Here is a 17,932-nt window from a genome sequence, read left to right as displayed (position 1 = left end):
AAACAGGCAGCCAGCCTATGCAGACAAGTTTAACGAAGTTTTAGGACGCCCTCCGAGCGCCGCGCCGGATTGTGGGGCAGGTATCACGTTCCGGTGATGGAACACGCCGTCACCGTTTTGGCCGTATCACCCCAAAGGTATAACCCGTCTCGACGGCGGTCTTGCCAAATTTATGGCGCAGCTTGTCCATGGCCGCTTCCGCCGCCGCCCGTCGGCCGGCCTGCTCGTCAACGAGATCCGGCGGATCGGCGCGCGCCGGGTCTGTGAGGTCGCTGACGCCGATGCCGATCAGGCGGAACTTGGCGCCATCGGTTTCCTTCTCCAGCAGGCTGAGGCCGGTGCGAAAGATCCGGTCGGCGAGCTGAGTCGGGTCTTCCAGCCGCCGGTTGCGGGTGCGGCTCTTGAAGTCGGCCGTCTTCAGCTTCAGCACCACGGTGTGGCCGGCGATTTCCTGATGCTTCAGCCGGCCCGAAACCTTTTCCGACAGCCGGCGCAGGATCGGCACCAGATCCTCGAAGCGCGAAATATCCTCGAAGAAGGTGGTTTCGGCAGAGACGCTTTTTGCGGCCTCATTGGCATGCACCGTGCGCTCGTCAATGCCGCGCGACAGCCGCGACAGCCGCTGGCCCATCGCTCCATAGCGGCGCATCAGGTCGGCCTCCTGCATCACCTGCAACTGGCCGATGGTGCGGATGCCGTCGGCCTCGAGCGTTGCGGCAAGCGCGCGGCCCACACCCCAGATGGTGGTGACCGGGCGCGGGGCGAGAAAGGCCACGGCCTCTTCCTGGCCGATCACCGAAAAGCCGCGGGGCTTCTGCAAGTCGGACGCGACCTTGGCGAGGAACTTGCAATAGGAGAGCCCGACCGAGAGCGTGATGCCGATCTCCTTCTCCACCCGCCTTGCCAGCCGGGCAAGAATCTTTGCCGGCGGATCGTGATGCAGGCGCTCGGTGCCGGAAAGATCGAGAAAGGCCTCGTCGATGGAAATCGGCTGCACCAGTGGCGTCAGCTCCTCGAACAGCCGGCGCACCTCGCGGCCCACCTTGACGTATTTTTCCATATTGGGCGGAATTACCACTGCATCGGGACAGGCCTCCAGCGCCTTGAACATCGGCATGGCCGAACGCACGCCGCTGATGCGGGCGATATAGCAGGCGGTGGAGACGACGCCGCGCTTGCCGCCGCCGATGATCACCGGTTTGTCCGCAAGCTCCGGATTGTCGCGCTTTTCGACGGAGGCATAGAAGGCATCGCAGTCGATATGGGCAAGCGTCAGGTCGTAGAGTTCCGGATGATAGACGAGACGCGGGCTGCCGCAGGCGCGGCAACGCCGGTTGCCGACCGGCTGGCCGGTCAGGCAGTCGCGGCAGAAGCCTGGATCATGGGACGCAGCAGTCGTCATCGCAAGGAACAAATGTTGAACATCCGCACCATAACGCTGAAAAGGTGGCCGCACAAGCGACCGCAGCCGGCGCCGCGAGGCCTGCCTGTGGATGGCCGCACAGCCCCCTCGCTGGCGGCTTCCGGCAAAGGCAGTGTGCATCAGCAGATGGCCATTTGCATCCCCGCCTGCACTTTTTACGCGTTTAGGCCGCATCCGTTACATAACTGTCATCCCGACTTTCTAGGAAGGAGCGGACACAAGTTTGTGAGAGGGACACCACAATGCGCCAACTGTTTCTAGCTCTGACATCTGCGACCATGCTTGCCGGTGCAGCCAGCGCCGCAACGGTCTATCCGCTTGACCGCGCCACCGTGCTGGTCGGTTCGCCGTTCGATTTCAAGGTCGAGTTTTCCAAGGTCGTGAAGCCGGAAGACGTCAAGGTCACCGTCAACGGCGAAGCCTACGAGACCGTCTTCGGCAAGGCAGCGAATTTCGTTGCCGAGGAGAATGGCAAGGAAGACAAGGTTCTGGGCTCCGCTCTCATCCTGCGCGACCTGACCATCGCCAAGGCCGGTACCTACAAGGTTGACGTTTCGGCCGGCGACGAGAAGAAGACGGTCAGCTGGGATGTGTATGGCACCGCTGCCGCCCCGAAGGCCAAGAACATCATCTTCCTGCTCGGTGACGGTCTGTCGGTTGCCCATCGCACCGCTGCCCGCATCATGTCGAAGGGCATGACCGAGGGCAAGGCCAACGGTCGTCTGGCCATGGATGACGTTCCCCCGGTCGCCTTCATCGGCACGTCCTCGACGCATGCCATTGCAACCGACAGCGCCAATACGATGTCGGCCTACATGACCGGCCACAAGTCGCGCGTCAACGCGCTTGGCGTGTATGCCGACCGCACGCCGGCTTCGCTGGACGACCCGAAGGTCGAAACCATTGCGGAAGCGCTGCGCCGCACCACGAAGAAGTCGATCGGCATCGTGTCGACGGCCGAAGTCGAGGATGCGACGCCGGCTGCCCTCGTCTCCCATACCCGCTCGCGCAATGACAAGGCCGAGATCGTCGGCATGCTGTATGGCGTGAAGCCCGATGTCCTGCTCGGCGGCGGCTCTGCCTACTTCCTCGCCAAGGACGTGCCCGGCTCCAAGCGCAAGGACGACAAGGACTACATCGCCTTGTTCAAGGAGGCCGGCTACGGCCTGGCGATCAACAAGACCGAACTGGCTGCCGCGTCCGGTTCGAACCAGGACAAGCTGCTTGGCCTTTTCCATACCGGCAACATGGATGTGACGCTCGACCGCGAGTTCCTGAAGAAGGGCACCGTCGACAAGTTCCCCGACCAGCCCGGCCTGGTCGACATGACCAAGGCTGCCCTCGACAAGCTGTCGAAGAACCCGGACGGCTTCTTCCTGATGGTGGAAGGTGCATCGATCGACAAGATGAGCCATCCGCTGGACTGGGACCGCGCGGTTGTCGATACGATCGAGTTCGACAAGGCGATCGGCGTTGCCCGCGCATTTGCCGAGAAGAACCCCGATACGCTGATCGTCGTCACCGGTGACCATACGCATGGCGTCTCGATCATCGGCACCGTCGATGACGACAAGCCGGGCACCGAAATGCGCGAAAAGGTCGGCACCTATGACGCCGCCGGCTTCCCCAACTACGAAGACAAGAACGGCGACGGCTATCCGGACAAGATCGACGTTTCGCGTCGCCTGTTCATCGCCGCCAACAACGGCCCGGACCATTACGAAACCTTCCGTCCGAAGCTCGACGGTCCGTTCGTTCCGGCCATCAAGAATGAAAAGGGCGAATACATCGCCAACGAAGCTTACAAGGATGTTCCCGGCGCCGTCTTTGTGCAGGGCAATATCCCCAAGGATGGCGACAGCGGCGTTCATGCCGTCGACGATGTCGTGCTGCAGGCCGCCGGCCCGGGCGCCGAAGGCTTCCGTGGCTACATGGAGCAGAGCGATGTCTACCGCGTACTGGCCGATGCCTTTGCCCTCGGTGCCGTGAAGAAGTAAAATCTAAAGGCCTTCAGGAACGGGACAGGCGGCATCTGCCGCCTGTCCCTGTCGCTTTTAAAAGAGGTGCGGTCATGAATCAGACAGTGAGAGGCGGGCTGAAGCGCCGGCAGGTGCTCGGGGCAATGGCTGCATTGCCCTGTCTTGCATCGCCGTTGAGCGCGAGGGCCGAGGAACGGCTGGGGTTCGGCGAACTCTACAAGAGCTTCGGCGTGCTCGGGCTGTCCTTTTCCGACAAGGTCAATCGCCTCAAGGGACAGGACGTGTCCATCACCGGCTTCATGGCCCCGCCACTGAAGGCGGAGGCCGCCTTTTTCGTGCTGAGCGAAATTCCGATGTCGCTCTGCCCGTTCTGCTCCTCCGATGCGGACTGGCCGGACAATATTCTGGTTGTCTATCTGGCGCGCAAGCAGACCTTCGTGCAGTTCAACGCGCCGATCCTGGTCGAGGGCGTCCTGGACCTGGGCTCCTGGTCGGATCCTGAAACCGGCTTCGTCAGCCAGATCCGCCTGCGCAATGCCTCATTCAAGACGGTCTAGGTGATGCTTTCCCTTGATATCAATGGACTGGAGATGCGGTATCCGGGACTTGCAGCGCCCGTCCTTGCGATAGACCGGCTGCAGGTTCCGGCCGGCACGCGCCTGTGCATCACCGGGGCGTCCGGCTCGGGAAAAAGCACGTTCGTCAACGCCATGACCGGGCTCGAGCGCATCCGCCACGGATCCGTCTCCTGGAACGGAACAGACCTGACCCGCCTGTCTGCGGGCGGACGCGACGCCTTCCGGGCCCGCCATATCGGGCTGGTCATGCAGGATTTCCATCTGTTTCCCGGCCTTTCCGCCTTCGAAAATGTCGTGCTGCCGGTGCGACTGGCGCGCCGGCTGACGAGTACGGAAGCGCAGCGCGCACGCTTTCTGCTGGACGTGACGGGCATTGCACGTCCGCAGCAGAGGATCGAAACTCTGTCGCGCGGCGAAATGCAGCGCGTTGCCGTGGCACGCGCCCTGCTGTTGAAGCCGGGCGTCATTGTCGCCGACGAGCCGACGGCAAGCCTCGACAGCCAGGCGGGCGAGCAGGTGGGCGAACTTCTGGTGCGGCTGTCGCGCGAGGAGGGGGCAACGCTGATCGTCGTCACGCATGATCCGGCATTGGCTGCGCGGCTCGACCGCCATATCCGGCTTGTCGCCGGCGCCATCGTGGAAGACAAAGAAGGAGTGCAGTCGCCATGATCCGGTTCATCCTCGCCGATCTCAGGCGGTTTGGCGGTGGTGCGCTGTCGGTCGTCATCCTCATTGCGCTCTCCGTCGCTCTCTCCGTTGCGGTGACGCTGCAGGAGAGGGCCGTGCGGCTCGGAAGCGCCCGCGCGGCGGAAAAATTCGATCTGCTGGTCGGGGCGCCGGGCAGCGAGACGCAGCTTGCGCTGTCGGCGGTGTTCCTGCAGCCGGCGCCCCTACCGCTGATGTCCGGCAAGGTGCTGGCGAAGCTTGCCGCAGATCCGCGTGTCGCGCTTGCAGCCCCCGTCGGTTTCGGCGATTCCAGTTTCGGTTTCCCCATCGTCGGAACCACCACCGCCCTGATTTCGGCGCTCTCGCCGCAACTTGCCGATGGCCTGCCGTTTTCGCGTCTCGCAGACGCCGTGGTCGGTGCCGACGTGCCGCTGAAGACCGGTGCCGAGGTAAAGCCGATGCATGGCAGCGTCGAGACGGGCGGCGAGACGCATACGCAGATCGTCTATCGCGTGGTGGGGCGCATGGAGCCGACCGGAACTGCCTGGGACCGGGCCATCCTCGTGCCGATCCGCGCCGTCTGGGGCCTTCACGGCATGGCGGGCGCCGAGGCGCACGCCCATGAGGGAGAAACGCACGGCGATGAGGAACCGGGGCATGCGCATGGGCATGGGCAAGGGGACGAGCATCCGGCGGGCAGCGAACCTGCCGGCGAGCATGGGCTGCCGGCCCATCCGGAGGCGCACGGCCCGCAGGAGGATGACGAAGCGGATGAGCATGGCCATGTCCACGGCCATGTCGATGCCGATGCGCCGCTGGATGAGCACTTCGATGCGCAGACACCGGGCGTGCCCGCCGTTCTCGTCAAGCCGAAAACCATCGCCGATGCCTACCGGCTGCGGCAGGAATACCGCTCCGAAACGACGCTTGCGGTGTTTCCGGCCGAGGTGCTGACGAGGCTCTATGCCACACTTGGCGATGCGCGAAGCCTGCTGCTGGCCATTGCCGTCGGCACGCAGGGCATCGTCATTGCCGCCATCCTGCTGGTGGCCACCATGCATATCGGCGCGCGCAAGCGCCAGATCGGTGCGCTGCGGGCGCTGGGCGCCCCCATGCGTGCGGTGGTTATCCTCGTCTGGGGAGAGCTGTTCGTGCTGTTCCTTGCCGGCATCGGGCTTGGCGGGTTGATCGGCCTTGCGACAGCGCAGCTGATTTCCGCCAGACTCACCGCCGCAACCGCGGTGCACCTGCCGGTGGAATTTGCGCAGGAGGACTGGCGCCTTGCCATCGGCTTCGTGGTGGCGGCAGCCGTGGTGTCGCTGGTGCCGGCTCTTGGTGCGCTGCGCCTCAGCCCGGCGGCAGCCCTGCGGTCCTGAGGCATTCGAAGCAGCCCGCTTGCCTCCCCCGTCTTGATCCCGCGTCTTGATCCGCGACGAGGAGAGCGAGGCGCCGGTTCAGCGGTGGCCGAAATGGCGAAGGATATGGCCTTCCGCATCGGCCCAGTCGCTCGCCTGCACCACATGCGGGCCGGGCTTCGGCGCGTGGCGGTGCATCTCGCTTGCCGGCATCAGGTGGACGAGCAGGCAGTCCGGCACGGCGTCTGCCACCGAGACATGGTTGTGCGCCATGTCGTCGATGAAGGCGAGCGGCAGGGCGCGGCCGGCGTGCAGCCGCTCGATCACCGGGCCCTTGGGGCTTTCGGTGGCAAGAAGCGGAAAGGTCAGGTCCAGGCGGTCGAGCAGGCGGCGGCGCATCTCGGTATAACGCGGCGGCATGGCGGTTAGAAACACCACGTCGGCATTTTCCCCGATGCGCTTCAAGGAGGACACCGCATCGCCGAAGGGCACCTGCCAGGCTTCCTGCGCCTCGAAGAAATCGAGAATCAGCTTGCTCACCAGCGGATCCGCAAGCGGCGCCTCATCAAGCGCGGAGACGATGTTGCCGTGCAGCCGGTAGGAGCGCGGCACCAGCCGGTGGCCAAGGCTCGTAAGGTAGCTTTCGAACGGCGTCAAGAATTCCAGCACCACGTCATCGACGTCGCACACCGCAAGCGGGCGGTCGGCAAGGCGCACGTGATCGAGATCGACGATTTCGCTCATTCATACTCTCCCGAACCAAGGCCCGGCCCCGAATAGTGATGCCAGGCGGCCACCACCGCCTCCGGTTTCCACTGGCGGGCTTCGCAGAAGGCAAGCAGCGTCGGCTCATGCGCCATGACGAAATCGATCATGCCGGCGAGAAAGCCCGGATCGCCGACCGCATGGCGCAACTGGTCCACCTGCAGGCCGGACAGCGCCAGAAAGCGGCCGAACATGTCGGGCTCCTCTGCCAGCCATTGAAGAACGGCAGCTGCCGTTTCCTCCGGCTTGGGCAGAGCCGATGTTTTTCCCGTGTCGAGGCGCATAGCTATATAAATTACCTTTTCTTCAACCAAATGGCCTTAAGGTCACCGCTACCGAATGAATGGAATCGGCCATGATGCGAGCTTATATCTCAAGGTGAGGCTTGCAAGGCTGGATGGGGATGATGTTATGCCCAAAAGGGTCATGATTGTCGAAGACAACGAGCTGAACATGAAGCTCTTCCGCGATCTGATCGAAGCCTCGGGCTATACGACGATCCAGACGCGCAATGGCATGGAAGCGCTGGATCTGGCGCGCAAACATCGGCCGGACCTGATCCTCATGGATATCCAGCTGCCGGAAGTTTCGGGGCTCGAAGTGACGAAATGGCTGAAGGAAGACGATGAGCTGCACGTCATCCCGGTCATCGCCGTCACGGCCTTTGCCATGAAGGGAGACGAGGAACGGATCCGCCAGGGCGGATGCGAAGCCTATGTGTCAAAGCCGATTTCCGTGCCGAAGTTTATTGAAACCATCAAGACTTACCTGGGCGACGCCTGAACAGGACTTTTGACAGATGACGGCACGGATCCTGGTGGTCGACGATATACCGGCGAACGTGAAGCTGCTGGAAGCCAGGTTGCTTGCCGAATATTTCGATGTGTTGACCGCGCAGGACGGCTTCAAGGCGCTCGAGATTGCGCTTGCAACCCATGTCGACATCATCCTTCTCGACGTGATGATGCCCGGCATGAACGGTTTCGAGGTCTGCGAGCGGCTGAAAGCCGACCAGCGCACCGCCCATATCCCGGTCGTCATGGTGACGGCTCTGGATCAGCCGGCCGATCGCGTGCGGGGGCTGAAGGCCGGTGCCGACGATTTTCTGACCAAGCCCGTCAACGATCTGCAACTGGTGTCGCGGGTGAAAAGCCTCGTTCGGCTGAAGATGCTGGGCGACGAGCTGCGCCTTCGGGCCGAAACCGCCCGCACCATCGGTATGGAAGAACCGCTGCGGCTGGACGCGATGGAAGGGCCGGGGCAGGTGCTGCTGGTCGATAGCCGCGCCAGCAGCCAGGAACGCATCGTCAAGGCGCTGAAGCCGGTGGCGGAGGTGACGGCCATGTCCGACCCGCAGGCGGCGCTGTTCGAGGCGGCGGAAGATCCCATCGACATGGTGATCATCAACGGCACCGGCGACGATTACGACCCGCTGCGGCTGTGCGCACAACTGCGTCTTCTGGAACGCACGCGCTTCCTGCCGCTGCTGCTGGTGACGGACCTCGGCGACGAGGACGCGATCGTCCGGGCGCTCGATCTCGGCGTCAACGACTACATCGTGCGGCCGATCGATCCGAACGAACTGGTGGCCCGCACGCTGACACAGATCAAGCGCAAGCGCTACAATGACCGGCTGCGCACCAATGTGCGCCAGACGATCGAACTCGCAGTCACCGACGGGCTCACCGGCCTCAACAACCGCCGCTACCTCGACAACCAGCTGAAGGTGATGTTTACCCGTGCCGCCGCCCGCAGCCGGGCTCTCTCGCTTTGCATGATCGATATCGATCGCTTCAAGCAGGTGAATGACACTTACGGCCATGATGTGGGGGACGAGGTTCTGCGCGAGTTTGCCCGCCGCGTCCGCTCCACGGTGCGCGGGGCCGATCTTGCCTGTCGCTATGGCGGCGAGGAGTTCGTCGTGGTGATGCCGGATACGGATGCCATCACGGCCGCAGCGATTGCCGAGCGCCTGCGCGCGACCATTGAAAACGCGCCCTTCGTGCTCGAGCGCTCCGGGCTTCGCCTTTCCATCACCGCTTCGCTCGGCATCGCCACCAATCTGCAGGGCATCGAGACGCCCGAGCAATTGCTGAAACAGGCCGACCGCGCCCTTTATGCCGCCAAGACGGGCGGGCGCAATCGCGTGGTGGCCGCAGCAGCATAGCGATTCGCCTCAAATTAATGCAGCGCTGTCGGCGGGCAGGCGAAATTATTGTGCATCAGGTTTTGACAACTAAAAACCGTCGGGTAGACAGGTTTGCGGAATGTCGAGCGATATTCTATTTTCTGAATACCTTTTCCTGATGTTGCCAAACCCGCCCTGCTTGCTTTTTAGCGCTTTCTACAGCCTGCAGTGATCTTTGAACCGCTCTGCGATGGCAAGGACCGGCAAGATAATACTTACCAATATTCAGATTGAATATAGCAATGGCCGTGATGTTTTTAACCATGTCGTGGGGAAAAGTGTTGGCTGGTTAAGAATAGGTTGATTTTAAATCTGAATTAGGCAAGTCTAGGACAAGCCAGATTGTTTCTGCCTCTTTCGGGGGTGCGGAAACTCAAATACCCCATGATGCTCAGGTCCGCCGCATCTCCTGGGTCGTGGGGTCGGTCGGTCGGTTCGCATGTCACGCGGTTCCTCGTGCCGCTTTGCGCGCCGACCGACCCCCTAAGGCTTTTCCCTCAGACTGATAAAAATTAAGCCGGTTTATACGCGCCAGTTGCTGTCGACATTTTCTGACGAAACGGGCGCTGCAGTCCAAACCTGATGATTGGAGAGGCAGCGCGGCGCGCTGTGGGCGGCAGGTGCGCTGCTTGCCTCCATAGGGAACCGGATCGGAAAAGGCCGCAGGAATGGACGCTGCCGTGACGAAACCGTCGCGGTGGCTTCGGACGGGCCCGGCACAGGGTAAGGCGGCTCGGAGAGGCAGTTTGCACCAACTGCCATCTGTCGCGCGCCACTGGGGCTTTGCGGTCTATGGCGGGTGCTTAAGCAAGACGGGCGGTAGTGGCGGCTATTGGCGTGTGCGCGGCTGATCCGTGCTGGCTGGGCGCACCTCCATCAACTGCCGAGGCGGGCGTGATCGCAGAGGCATCAAAACGAAAAAGGCGCGGGAGCCGGTGGCACCCACGCCTTTTTGAAGAAAGGAAAAAGATCAGGCTTACTTGATCTTGGTTTCCTTGAACTCGACATGCTTGCGTGCGATCGGGTCGTACTTAGTCTTGGTCATCTTGTCGGTCATCGTACGGCTGTTCTTCGTCGTGACGTAGAAGAAACCGGTATCGGCCGTCGACAGCAGCTTGATCTTGATGGTCGTAGCTTTCGCCATGGTCTTCCTGCCTCTAAATAAAAATCATGCCGCGGACGCCTCACGCGGTCCCCGGCCAAATCTGGCGCGAAACTACAAATCGCGCCCGAAAAGTCAAGCCTCATCTCGTCCGAAAGCCATCCGGCCGACGGATATCAGCACATAAAGGCCGAAGAAGCCCGTCAGGGCCCAGGCAAAGCCGTCATTTCCACTGATATCAATGGCTGCGCCGATCGCCTGCGGGCCGGCAACCGTGCCGATGGCATAGCAGAAAACGAAGGCCGCATTGGCGGCTGCAAGGTCGGCACCCGTGAGTCGGGAGCCGAGATGCGCAAGGCCCACCGTGTAGAGACCGGACACACAACCGCCCCAGACCAGCAGCACCCCCGCCATCAGCCACCAGTTGCCCATCAGCGACGGCAGTGCCAGAGCGCCGGCAAGGCCGGCAAGCGCCATCAGGAAGAGCATGGGGCGGCGGTCCTTCAGGCGGTCGGAAATCATGCCGAAGGGGATCTGGAAGACCATGTTGCCAATGCCCATCACCGTCAGGAGAAGGGCCGCGCTGGATTCGGGAAGGCCCATGCGGCTGGCATAGATCGGAAACAGCGACAGGCCACCGGCTTCGACGGCCCCGAAGACGAAGACGGCAGCGGTAGCCATCGGCACCAGATAGACATAGCGCAGGAAATGCCTCTGCGGCTTCTCGTCGAGAACCGGGCTTTCGGCCCGCGCGATATAGATCGGAATGAAGGCCAGCAGAATGGCGCAGGCGCCGATGATGAAGGGAAGCACGCCCTCGCTGCCGATGGCGGAAAAGATCAGCGGCCCCATGGCAAAGCCGATGGCAAGCACGGTCGCGTAGATGCCCAGCACCAGGCCGCGCCGCCTTGGCGGTGCCGCCGCATTGATCCAGAATTCCGACAGGATGAACAGCGTCGTGGTGGCGCCGTGGAAGACGAGGCGCAGCGGAAACCACATCCAGAAGGCGCTGGCATAATAGAAGCCGAGCGCGCTGATGGCCGACAGTACCACCGCCCACAGCATGGTGCGGGCCACGCCGAACTCATGGGCAAGGCGGGTGGTAATGGGGGCTGCAATCATGGCCGCAACACCGGCCATGGCCGAGTTGAGCCCGATCAGCGTGGACGAGATGCCGCGCTTTTCGAGAATGATGCTGAGGAGCGGAAGCCCGAGGCCAATGGCGATGCCGACCGCACTGATGGCGGAAATGGCAGCGACGAGGGACGGCCAGTGGATCTCTTCGGGGTGGTCATCACGGCCACCTGCCGCCTGGGACATCTGACGATCCTTCGTATGAATATCCATCGTTCTTACAACCGACTCCGGAGAAACGCGCCGTTGCGACTGGTGTATACCTGCACATCGCTTCCAAACGGCAAACAGCGGCCGGACTCAAGTGATTTTTTTAAGTCATCGGCTACGGCGAGAACGATTTCCGGAAGTTTCACCGCCCGGAGGTCGCAAAGATCGAGCCAGCGGAAGTCGCTGAGCTCGTCGCTTTCCCGCAATCGGGAAAGATCAATCTCAGCTTCGTCGATAAATGTGGCAAAGAACCGGTTGTCGAAACGCCTGACGGCACCGGGTGGCGTGACGGCGCGGGCAAGGTAGCGCAGGCTGGAGAGATCGACGCCGCGTTCTGCCACGGTATCCGGGTGGCCGAGCGTCAGTCCGGTTTCCTCGTGAAGCTCGCGTGCGGCGGCAAGGGCGAGCGCACGGGCGCCGGCCGTTGACTGGGGAGCGGAAGGTCCCGCCTGCAGTTTCTGGAGAACCGCCGGCGCAAGATCGCGGAAAAAGGGGAGGATGAAATCGCGTGGATCACGCCGCCCGCCGGGAAAGACGTACACATCCGGCATGAAGGCGTGGCCGCTGCCGCGCCGCCCGACCAAAATGCGCGGGGTTGACGCCGCACGGTCGATCAGGATCAGCGAGGCGGAGGGACGCGGGCGAAGGCCCGGCCGGGGTTTTGGCCCGGACGCCGTCGTTTCGGGCCCGTCGGGCTTGCTCATTCGAGAGGGCCACCGCGGCCGGGATCAAAGGTCTCGTCCTCGTTGCCGAAGCCGTGCATGCGCAAGGCCCATTGCAGGCCAATGACGCCGCCCTTGATCGGCTGCATCGACAAAAGCGCTGTCGCGATGGTGATCGGCGTCCAGATGGCAAGATGCGTCCACATCGACAATTGCCAGACCATGTCCGTCATCATGAAGCCGCCGATGGTGACGTGGCCGATGAGGAAGATGACGAGATAGGGCGGCAGGTCGTCGGAGCGCTGGTGGTGCAGATCCTCGCCACAGGCGGCGCAGCGATCCACCGGCTTGACGAAGCCGCGAAACAGTTTTCCCTCGCCGCAGGCCGGGCAGGTGCAGCAGAGGCCGCGCCAGATCGAGCGGCCGAGCGGACGCTCGGGGCGTTCGGCCTCGCCATAGTGCAGGATCGGCTTTTGCGCCTGAGGTGCGGATGCCTGGTGACCTGTCATGTCGCGTTCTCCCGGGCCAATGCGCCGACGTGCGGCGCTCGCCCTGTCCTTGATGTGCTTTTCGCATTCCGGCGCCGGCAGAGTGCCACAGGCAACTTCGAAATGCCTTAACGTCCGCGGCGTGGCGGACGCGTTCCGGGCGTTCTGCCGGTGCGTTGGCCGGGCTTGCGGCCCGACTTGTGGAAGGACCGCGTGGCGACGCCCATCTTCTGGCCCTCGCTCAGCATTTCGAACCGCAGCGCGCCGGCGAGCGGAATGGCTTCCACCAGCTTCACGTCCACCGTATCGCCCAGCTGGAAGCCAAGGGCCGTTCTGTCGCCGATCAGCGCCTGACGGCTTTCGTCATAATGGAAATAATCGGTGCCCAGCGTAGATATGGGTACGAAACCATCGGCGCCATAGGTGGGCAGTGCGACAAACAGTCCCGCCTTGGTGACACCCGAGACGCGGCCCTCGAAGGACTGGCCGACGCGTTCTGCCAGGTGATGTGCGATCAGCCGGTTGATGGTGTCGCGCTCGGCGGCCATGGCGCGGCGTTCGAAGGTGGAAATTTCAGCGGCGATATCCTCGAGCTGGGCTTCCTGTTCCGGCGTGATGCCGCCTTCGCCGAGGCCGAGGGAACCGACCAGTGCCCGATGCACGATAAGATCGGCGTAACGGCGGATCGGCGAGGTGAAATGGGCGTATTTCATCAGGTTGAGGCCGAAATGGCCGATATTGTCGGGGCTGTAGACGGCCTGGCTCTGGCTGCGCAGCACCATCTCGTTGACCATGATCTGGTGCGGCGTATCCTGCGCTTTCGCCAAGATGCCGTTGAACGAGTTGGAGCGCATCTGGCCGCCCTTGGCCATGGGAATGCCAAGCGTTGCCAGAAACTCGCGCAGCACTTCCTGCTTGGAGAGGGTCGGCGCATCGTGGATGCGGTAGACGAGCGGCTGGCGTTTCTTTTCCAGCGTTTCGGCGGCGCAGACATTGGCCTGGATCATCATTTCCTCGATCAGCTTGTGGGCATCGAGGCGTTCGGGAATGATGACGGTGTCGACCGTGCCATCCGGCTTCAGCTTGATCTTGCGCTCGGGCATATCAAGCTCGAGCGGCTGGCGACGGTCGCGGCCGCGCTTCATGATCTCGTAGGCGCTCCACAGCGGCTTCAGGATGGGCTCCAGAAGCGGGCCGCTCTTGTCGTCGGGCTTCCCGTCGATGGCGGCCTGTGCCTGCTGGTAGGAGAGCTTTGCGGCACTCTTCATCATCACGCGGTGGAAGGTGTGGCTTGCCTTGCGGCCATCCTTGGAAAACACCATACGCACGGCAAGTGCCGGGCGGTCTTCGCCTTCGCGCAGCGAACAAAGATCGTTAGAGATACGCTCCGGCAGCATGGGCACGACGCGGTCGGGGAAGTAGACCGAATTGCCGCGCTTCAGCGCCTCGCGGTCGATGGGCGAGCCGGTGCGGATATAATAGGCGACATCGGCAATGGCGACTGTGACGATGACGCCGCCTTCATTGTCGGGTGATGGGTCTGGTTCGGCATAAACCGCGTCATCATGGTCCTTGGCATCGGCGGGGTCGATGGTGACGAGCGGCACGTGGCGCCAGTCCTCGCGATGCGCCATGCTGGCAGGCTTTGCAGCGTCTGCCTCATCCATCACCGCCTGCGGAAAGATGTGGGGAATGCCGTGCGAATAGATGGCGATCATCGAGATCGCCTTTTCGCTCGCCACCGAACCGACGACCGAAAGCACCTTGGCCCGCGGCAGGCCGAAGCGGGCGCCGGTCAGTACATCGGCTTCGATCAGGTCACCGTCTTTCGCATCGCCGAGGTCACTGGCGGCAATCTGCATTTCCTCGCCGCGCCGGTCGATCGGCATCAGGCGCGCGCCACCCTCCGGCATCAGGCGGATGACGCCAAGGCCGGCATTGCGGCGCTTGTCGATGACTTTGACCACCCGGGCCGTATAGGCCGGACCGGCGCGATCCTTGTTCGGAAAAATCTTCGCCAGCACGCGGTCGCCAAGGCCGGCAGCCGGTGCCTTGCTTTTACTGCGGGCGTCCGACGACTGGCGGATCAGCACGGCAGGGGCAACGCCTGCCTCTTCCGGCCAATCGGTGGGACGGGCGATGAGATCGCCATCCTTGTCGCGGGTGGTGATGTCGAGCACGGTCATCGGCGGCAGCGCGCCAGGGCGCGTTAGCGTCTTGCGGCTTTTCTGCAGAAGACCTTCGTCCTCGAGATCGCGCAGCACGTCCTTCAGCTCGACGCGTGTCTCGCCCTTCAGGCCAAAGGCCTTGGCGATCTCGCGCTTGGAGGCGCGGTCCGGATTATCGGCGATGAATTCCAGAAGCACGTCGCGCGGCGGCACGACGCCCTGGATGATGGTCGCCCGCTCGGTTGGCGCGGATTTCTCCGCACGAAGGGAAAGGGTTCGGCCACCGGCCTTGATGCGTTTGCCTTCGCGCGGTTCTCTCGTCACGTGCCTGTCTTCTTTGCCTTGGGGGCCGCCTTCGGTTTGGCGGCTGCTTTCGTCTTCGGTGCGGCCTTGGTCGCCGTCTTCGTTGCAGCCTTGGCGGCCGGCTTGCGGGCCTTGGGCGCGCTCTCGGCACCCTCGGCAGAGGCGGCGGCCTTGGCGGAGGGCTTCTTCGCCTTGCCCTTGGCCGCCGGCGCCTTGCCGGCCTTTTCGGTGATCATGGCCAGCGCATCTTCAACGGTGACGGCCTGCGGATCCCGGCCCTTGGGAAGGGTCGCGTTGACCTTGCCCCAGTTGACGTAGGGGCCGTATTTGCCCTCGCGCACGGTGATGGCGCCGCCGCTCGGATGCTCGCCCAGTTCCTTCAGCGCTGCGGCCGTCCGGCCACGGCCGCCGCCCTTCGACTGCTTTTCGGCAATGACGGTGACGGCGCGATTAAGCCCGATCGAGAACACGTCCTCGATGCTTTCGAGATTTGCGTAAGCGCCGTCATGCAGCAGGAAAGGCCCATAGCGGCCAAGGCCTGCGGAAATCATCTTGGCCGTTTCCGGATGCTGGCCGACGTCACGCGGCAGGTTGATGAGGGCAAGTGCCTTTTCGTGATCGATATCCTCCGGCTTCCAGCCGCGCGGCAGCGATGAGCGCTTGGCCTCCTTGCCGTCACCGCGCTGGATATAGGGCCCGAAGCGGCCCGAGCGCAGCGTCAGTTCCTCGCCCGTCATCGGATCGGCGCCGAGCGCCTTCGGTTCGTTAAGACCCGACGCTTCCGCCTCGTTGCCGTCCGACGACAGCTGGCGGGTATAGTTGCACTCCGGATAGTTGGAGCAGCCGACGAAGGCGCCGTATTTGCCAAGCTTCAGCGACAGGTTTCCGGTGCCGCAGACCTGGCAGATGCGCGGATCGGACCCGTCGTCGCGCTTCGGAAACACCAGAGGCGCCAGAGCCTCGTTCAACGCATCAAGCACATTGGTGACGCGCAACTCCTTGGTGTCCTCGATCTGGGCGAAGAAGTCGTTCCAGAATTCGCGTAGAACCTGTTTCCAGTTCAGCTCGCCGGCCGAAATCTGGTCGAGTTTGGCTTCGAGGTCGGCGGTGAAATCATATTCCACATACTTCGTGAAGAAGTTCTCGAGGAAGGCCGTCACCAGCCGGCCCTTGGAATGCGGCACCAGCTTGCGCTTGTCGATGACGATATATTCGCGGTCGCTCAGCGTCTTCAGCGTGGCGGCATAGGTGGAAGGGCGGCCGATGCCGAGCTCTTCCATCTTCTTGATCAGCGAGGCTTCCGAATAGCGCGGCGGCGGTTCGGTGAAGTGCTGGCTGGAATTCACCTTGTTCTTGTCGAGCTTTTCGCGGGCGTTGATTTCCGGCAGACGGCCGTCCTCATCGTCATCGCCCCCTTCGCCCTCCTCGCGTTGGTCGACATAGGCGGCCAGAAAACCATCGAAACGCACGACGGAGCCGACGGCGCGAAGGCCAGCGCGATCACCGGCGTTCTCGGCCAGGATCTCGACGGTGGTGCGTTCGATTTCGGCCGACGCCATCTGGCTCGCGATGCCGCGCTTCCACACCAGTTCGTAAAGGCGCAGCTGGTCGGCGTCGAGATAGCGGCGCACCTTGTCCGGCGAGCGGTTGAAATCGGTCGGGCGGATGGCTTCGTGGGCTTCCTGGGCGTTCTTGGCCTTGGTGGAATAGAAGCGGGCCTTTTCCGGCAGGTAGCGCGCGCCGAACTGGTCGCCAATGGCGCGGCGCGCCGCATCGATCGCTTCCGGCGCCATCTGCACGCCGTCGGTACGCATATAGGTGATGAGACCGACGGTTTCGCCGCCGATATCGACACCTTCATAAAGACGCTGCGCCACCTGCATGGTGCGCGAAGCGGAGAAGCCGAGATTGGAGGAGGCCGCCTGCTGCAGCGTCGAGGTGGTGAAGGGCGGGCCGGGATTGCGCTTGACCGGCTTTGCCTCGACGGTATCGACCGTATAGGCGGCACCCTCGAGCATGGCCTTGATGCGACCGGCATCCTCGCCGTTCTTGATGCCCCGGGCCTGCACGCGCTTTCCGTCGGCCGAGACGAGGCGAGCTTCGAACTGGTCGCCGCGCGGGGTCTTCAGGAGGGCGGAAATGTTCCAGTATTCTTCCGGCACGAAGCGCTCGATCTCGCTTTCGCGGTCGCAGACGAGACGCAGCGCCACCGACTGCACGCGGCCGGCGGAACGCGCGCCGGGCAGCTTGCGCCACAGAACCGGCGACAGGTTGAAACCGACGAGATAATCGAGCGCGCGGCGGGCAAGATAGGCATCCACCAGCGGCGTGTCGATGTCGCGTGGGTTGGCCATGGCGTCCAGCACGGCCTTCTTGGTGATGGCGTTGAAGACGACGCGCTTGACCGGCTTGTCGCCGATCACCTTCTTCTTCTTCAACAGATCCAGCACATGCCAGGAAATCGCTTCCCCTTCGCGATCCGGGTCGGTTGCGAGAAAGAGGCCGTCGGAGCCTTTCACGGCATCGGCAATATCCTTCATGCGCTTGGCCGACGCGGCATCGACCTCCCAGGACATTTCAAAATCCTGGTCGGGAAGCACCGATCCGTCCTTGGCGGGCAGATCGCGCACGTGGCCAAACGAAGCGAGAACCTTGTAGCCGGGGCCAAGATACTTGTTGATCGTCTTGGCCTTGGCCGGAGATTCTACAACTACAACATTCATCTTTGTTCTCTGAAGCGGGCAAAACGGCGGTGTCACTCAACGCCTTCGCCGGGAAACTGACCTCCCGACATGGAGGGCGTTTGCCTCGCGGTCAAGAGGGTGGCCTGATTTTATGCACTGCGACATTGCAACCATTACAAGCTATAATCAGTATTGCAATCAAGAATAAACAATGTAGATTTGCGGGT

General features: G+C 62.8%; 15 protein-coding genes. 6 read left to right on the top strand and 9 right to left on the bottom strand.

What is annotated here, in order from left to right; all coding sequences use genetic code 11:
* Window positions 1-109: 109 nt before the first annotated feature.
* Entirely contained in the window at window positions 110-1,402 is a 1,293-nt protein-coding gene (locus tag ACEXP3_RS00290) for a DNA polymerase IV (RefSeq protein WP_210102831.1), read from the bottom strand.
* Between the two features lie 263 nt (window positions 1,403-1,665).
* On the opposite strand from ACEXP3_RS00290, the gene ACEXP3_RS00285 reads away from it, so the two are divergent.
* The 4 genes from ACEXP3_RS00285 to ACEXP3_RS00270 all read left to right on the top strand — a co-directional run bounded on the left by ACEXP3_RS00285 (window position 1,666) and on the right by ACEXP3_RS00270 (window position 6,022).
* Complete coding sequence (locus tag ACEXP3_RS00285; RefSeq protein ID WP_377295491.1) at window positions 1,666-3,420, top strand: alkaline phosphatase; 1,755 nt, start codon at window positions 1,666-1,668, stop codon at window positions 3,418-3,420.
* A gap of 74 nt (window positions 3,421-3,494) precedes the next feature.
* Window positions 3,495-3,959, top strand: a complete 465-nt coding sequence (locus ACEXP3_RS00280; RefSeq protein ID WP_377295490.1) for a hypothetical protein — start codon at window positions 3,495-3,497, stop codon at window positions 3,957-3,959.
* Window positions 3,960-3,962: 3 nt separating this feature from the next.
* Window positions 3,963-4,649 (top strand): ABC transporter ATP-binding protein, encoded by a 687-nt coding sequence (locus tag ACEXP3_RS00275; RefSeq protein ID WP_377296046.1) that lies wholly within the window; start codon window positions 3,963-3,965, stop codon window positions 4,647-4,649.
* Window positions 4,646-6,022: an FtsX-like permease family protein gene (locus ACEXP3_RS00270; RefSeq protein WP_377295489.1), complete on the top strand. Its 1,377-nt coding sequence runs from the start codon at window positions 4,646-4,648 to the stop codon at window positions 6,020-6,022. Before ACEXP3_RS00275 ends, ACEXP3_RS00270 begins: the two co-directional genes overlap by 4 nt.
* Window positions 6,023-6,100: 78 nt before the next feature.
* On the opposite strand, the gene ACEXP3_RS00265 is transcribed toward ACEXP3_RS00270, so the two are convergent.
* Window positions 6,101-6,745 (bottom strand): hypothetical protein, encoded by a 645-nt coding sequence (locus ACEXP3_RS00265; RefSeq protein ID WP_377295488.1) that lies wholly within the window; start codon window positions 6,743-6,745, stop codon window positions 6,101-6,103.
* Window positions 6,742-7,050 (bottom strand): DUF3572 domain-containing protein, encoded by a 309-nt coding sequence (locus tag ACEXP3_RS00260; protein WP_377295487.1) that lies wholly within the window; start codon window positions 7,048-7,050, stop codon window positions 6,742-6,744. The genes ACEXP3_RS00265 and ACEXP3_RS00260 overlap by 4 nt, the downstream gene beginning before the upstream one ends.
* Before the next feature lie 127 nt (window positions 7,051-7,177).
* On the opposite strand from ACEXP3_RS00260, the gene ACEXP3_RS00255 reads away from it, so the two are divergent.
* Both ACEXP3_RS00255 and ACEXP3_RS00250 read left to right on the top strand, forming a co-directional pair.
* Window positions 7,178-7,549, top strand: coding sequence for a response regulator (locus ACEXP3_RS00255; protein ID WP_210102824.1), 372 nt, complete (start codon window positions 7,178-7,180; stop codon window positions 7,547-7,549).
* A gap of 16 nt (window positions 7,550-7,565) precedes the next feature.
* Window positions 7,566-8,933, top strand: a complete 1,368-nt coding sequence (locus ACEXP3_RS00250; RefSeq protein ID WP_377295486.1) for a PleD family two-component system response regulator — start codon at window positions 7,566-7,568, stop codon at window positions 8,931-8,933.
* Between the two features lie 997 nt (window positions 8,934-9,930).
* Here ACEXP3_RS00250 and rpmG read toward each other — a convergent pair.
* The 6 genes from rpmG to topA form a co-directional block, all read right to left on the bottom strand.
* The gene (gene rpmG, locus ACEXP3_RS00245; protein WP_015915679.1) at window positions 9,931-10,098 is read right to left on the bottom strand and encodes a 50S ribosomal protein L33; all 168 of its coding nucleotides are present in this window, start codon (window positions 10,096-10,098) and stop codon (window positions 9,931-9,933) included.
* Between the two features lie 93 nt (window positions 10,099-10,191).
* Window positions 10,192-11,376, bottom strand: coding sequence for an MFS transporter (locus tag ACEXP3_RS00240; protein WP_377295485.1), 1,185 nt, complete (start codon window positions 11,374-11,376; stop codon window positions 10,192-10,194).
* 32 nt (window positions 11,377-11,408) lie between these two features.
* Complete coding sequence (locus ACEXP3_RS00235; RefSeq protein WP_377295484.1) at window positions 11,409-12,104, bottom strand: NUDIX hydrolase; 696 nt, start codon at window positions 12,102-12,104, stop codon at window positions 11,409-11,411.
* Entirely contained in the window at window positions 12,101-12,571 is a 471-nt protein-coding gene (locus ACEXP3_RS00230; protein WP_377295483.1) for a DUF983 domain-containing protein, read from the bottom strand. Before ACEXP3_RS00230 ends, ACEXP3_RS00235 begins: the two co-directional genes overlap by 4 nt.
* 107 nt (window positions 12,572-12,678) lie before the next feature.
* Entirely contained in the window at window positions 12,679-15,042 is a 2,364-nt protein-coding gene (gene rnr, locus ACEXP3_RS00225; protein ID WP_377295482.1) for a ribonuclease R, read from the bottom strand.
* Window positions 15,039-17,744 (bottom strand): type I DNA topoisomerase, encoded by a 2,706-nt coding sequence (gene topA, locus ACEXP3_RS00220; protein ID WP_377295481.1) that lies wholly within the window; start codon window positions 17,742-17,744, stop codon window positions 15,039-15,041. The genes rnr and topA overlap by 4 nt, the downstream gene beginning before the upstream one ends.
* Window positions 17,745-17,932 lie beyond the last annotated feature (188 nt).

The organism is Neorhizobium fuzhouense, assembly GCF_042611105.1.
In the GTDB taxonomy this organism is placed as follows: domain Bacteria; phylum Pseudomonadota; class Alphaproteobacteria; order Rhizobiales; family Rhizobiaceae; genus Neorhizobium; species Neorhizobium galegae_A.
This window is presented reverse-complemented; position numbering and strand designations above follow the sequence as displayed.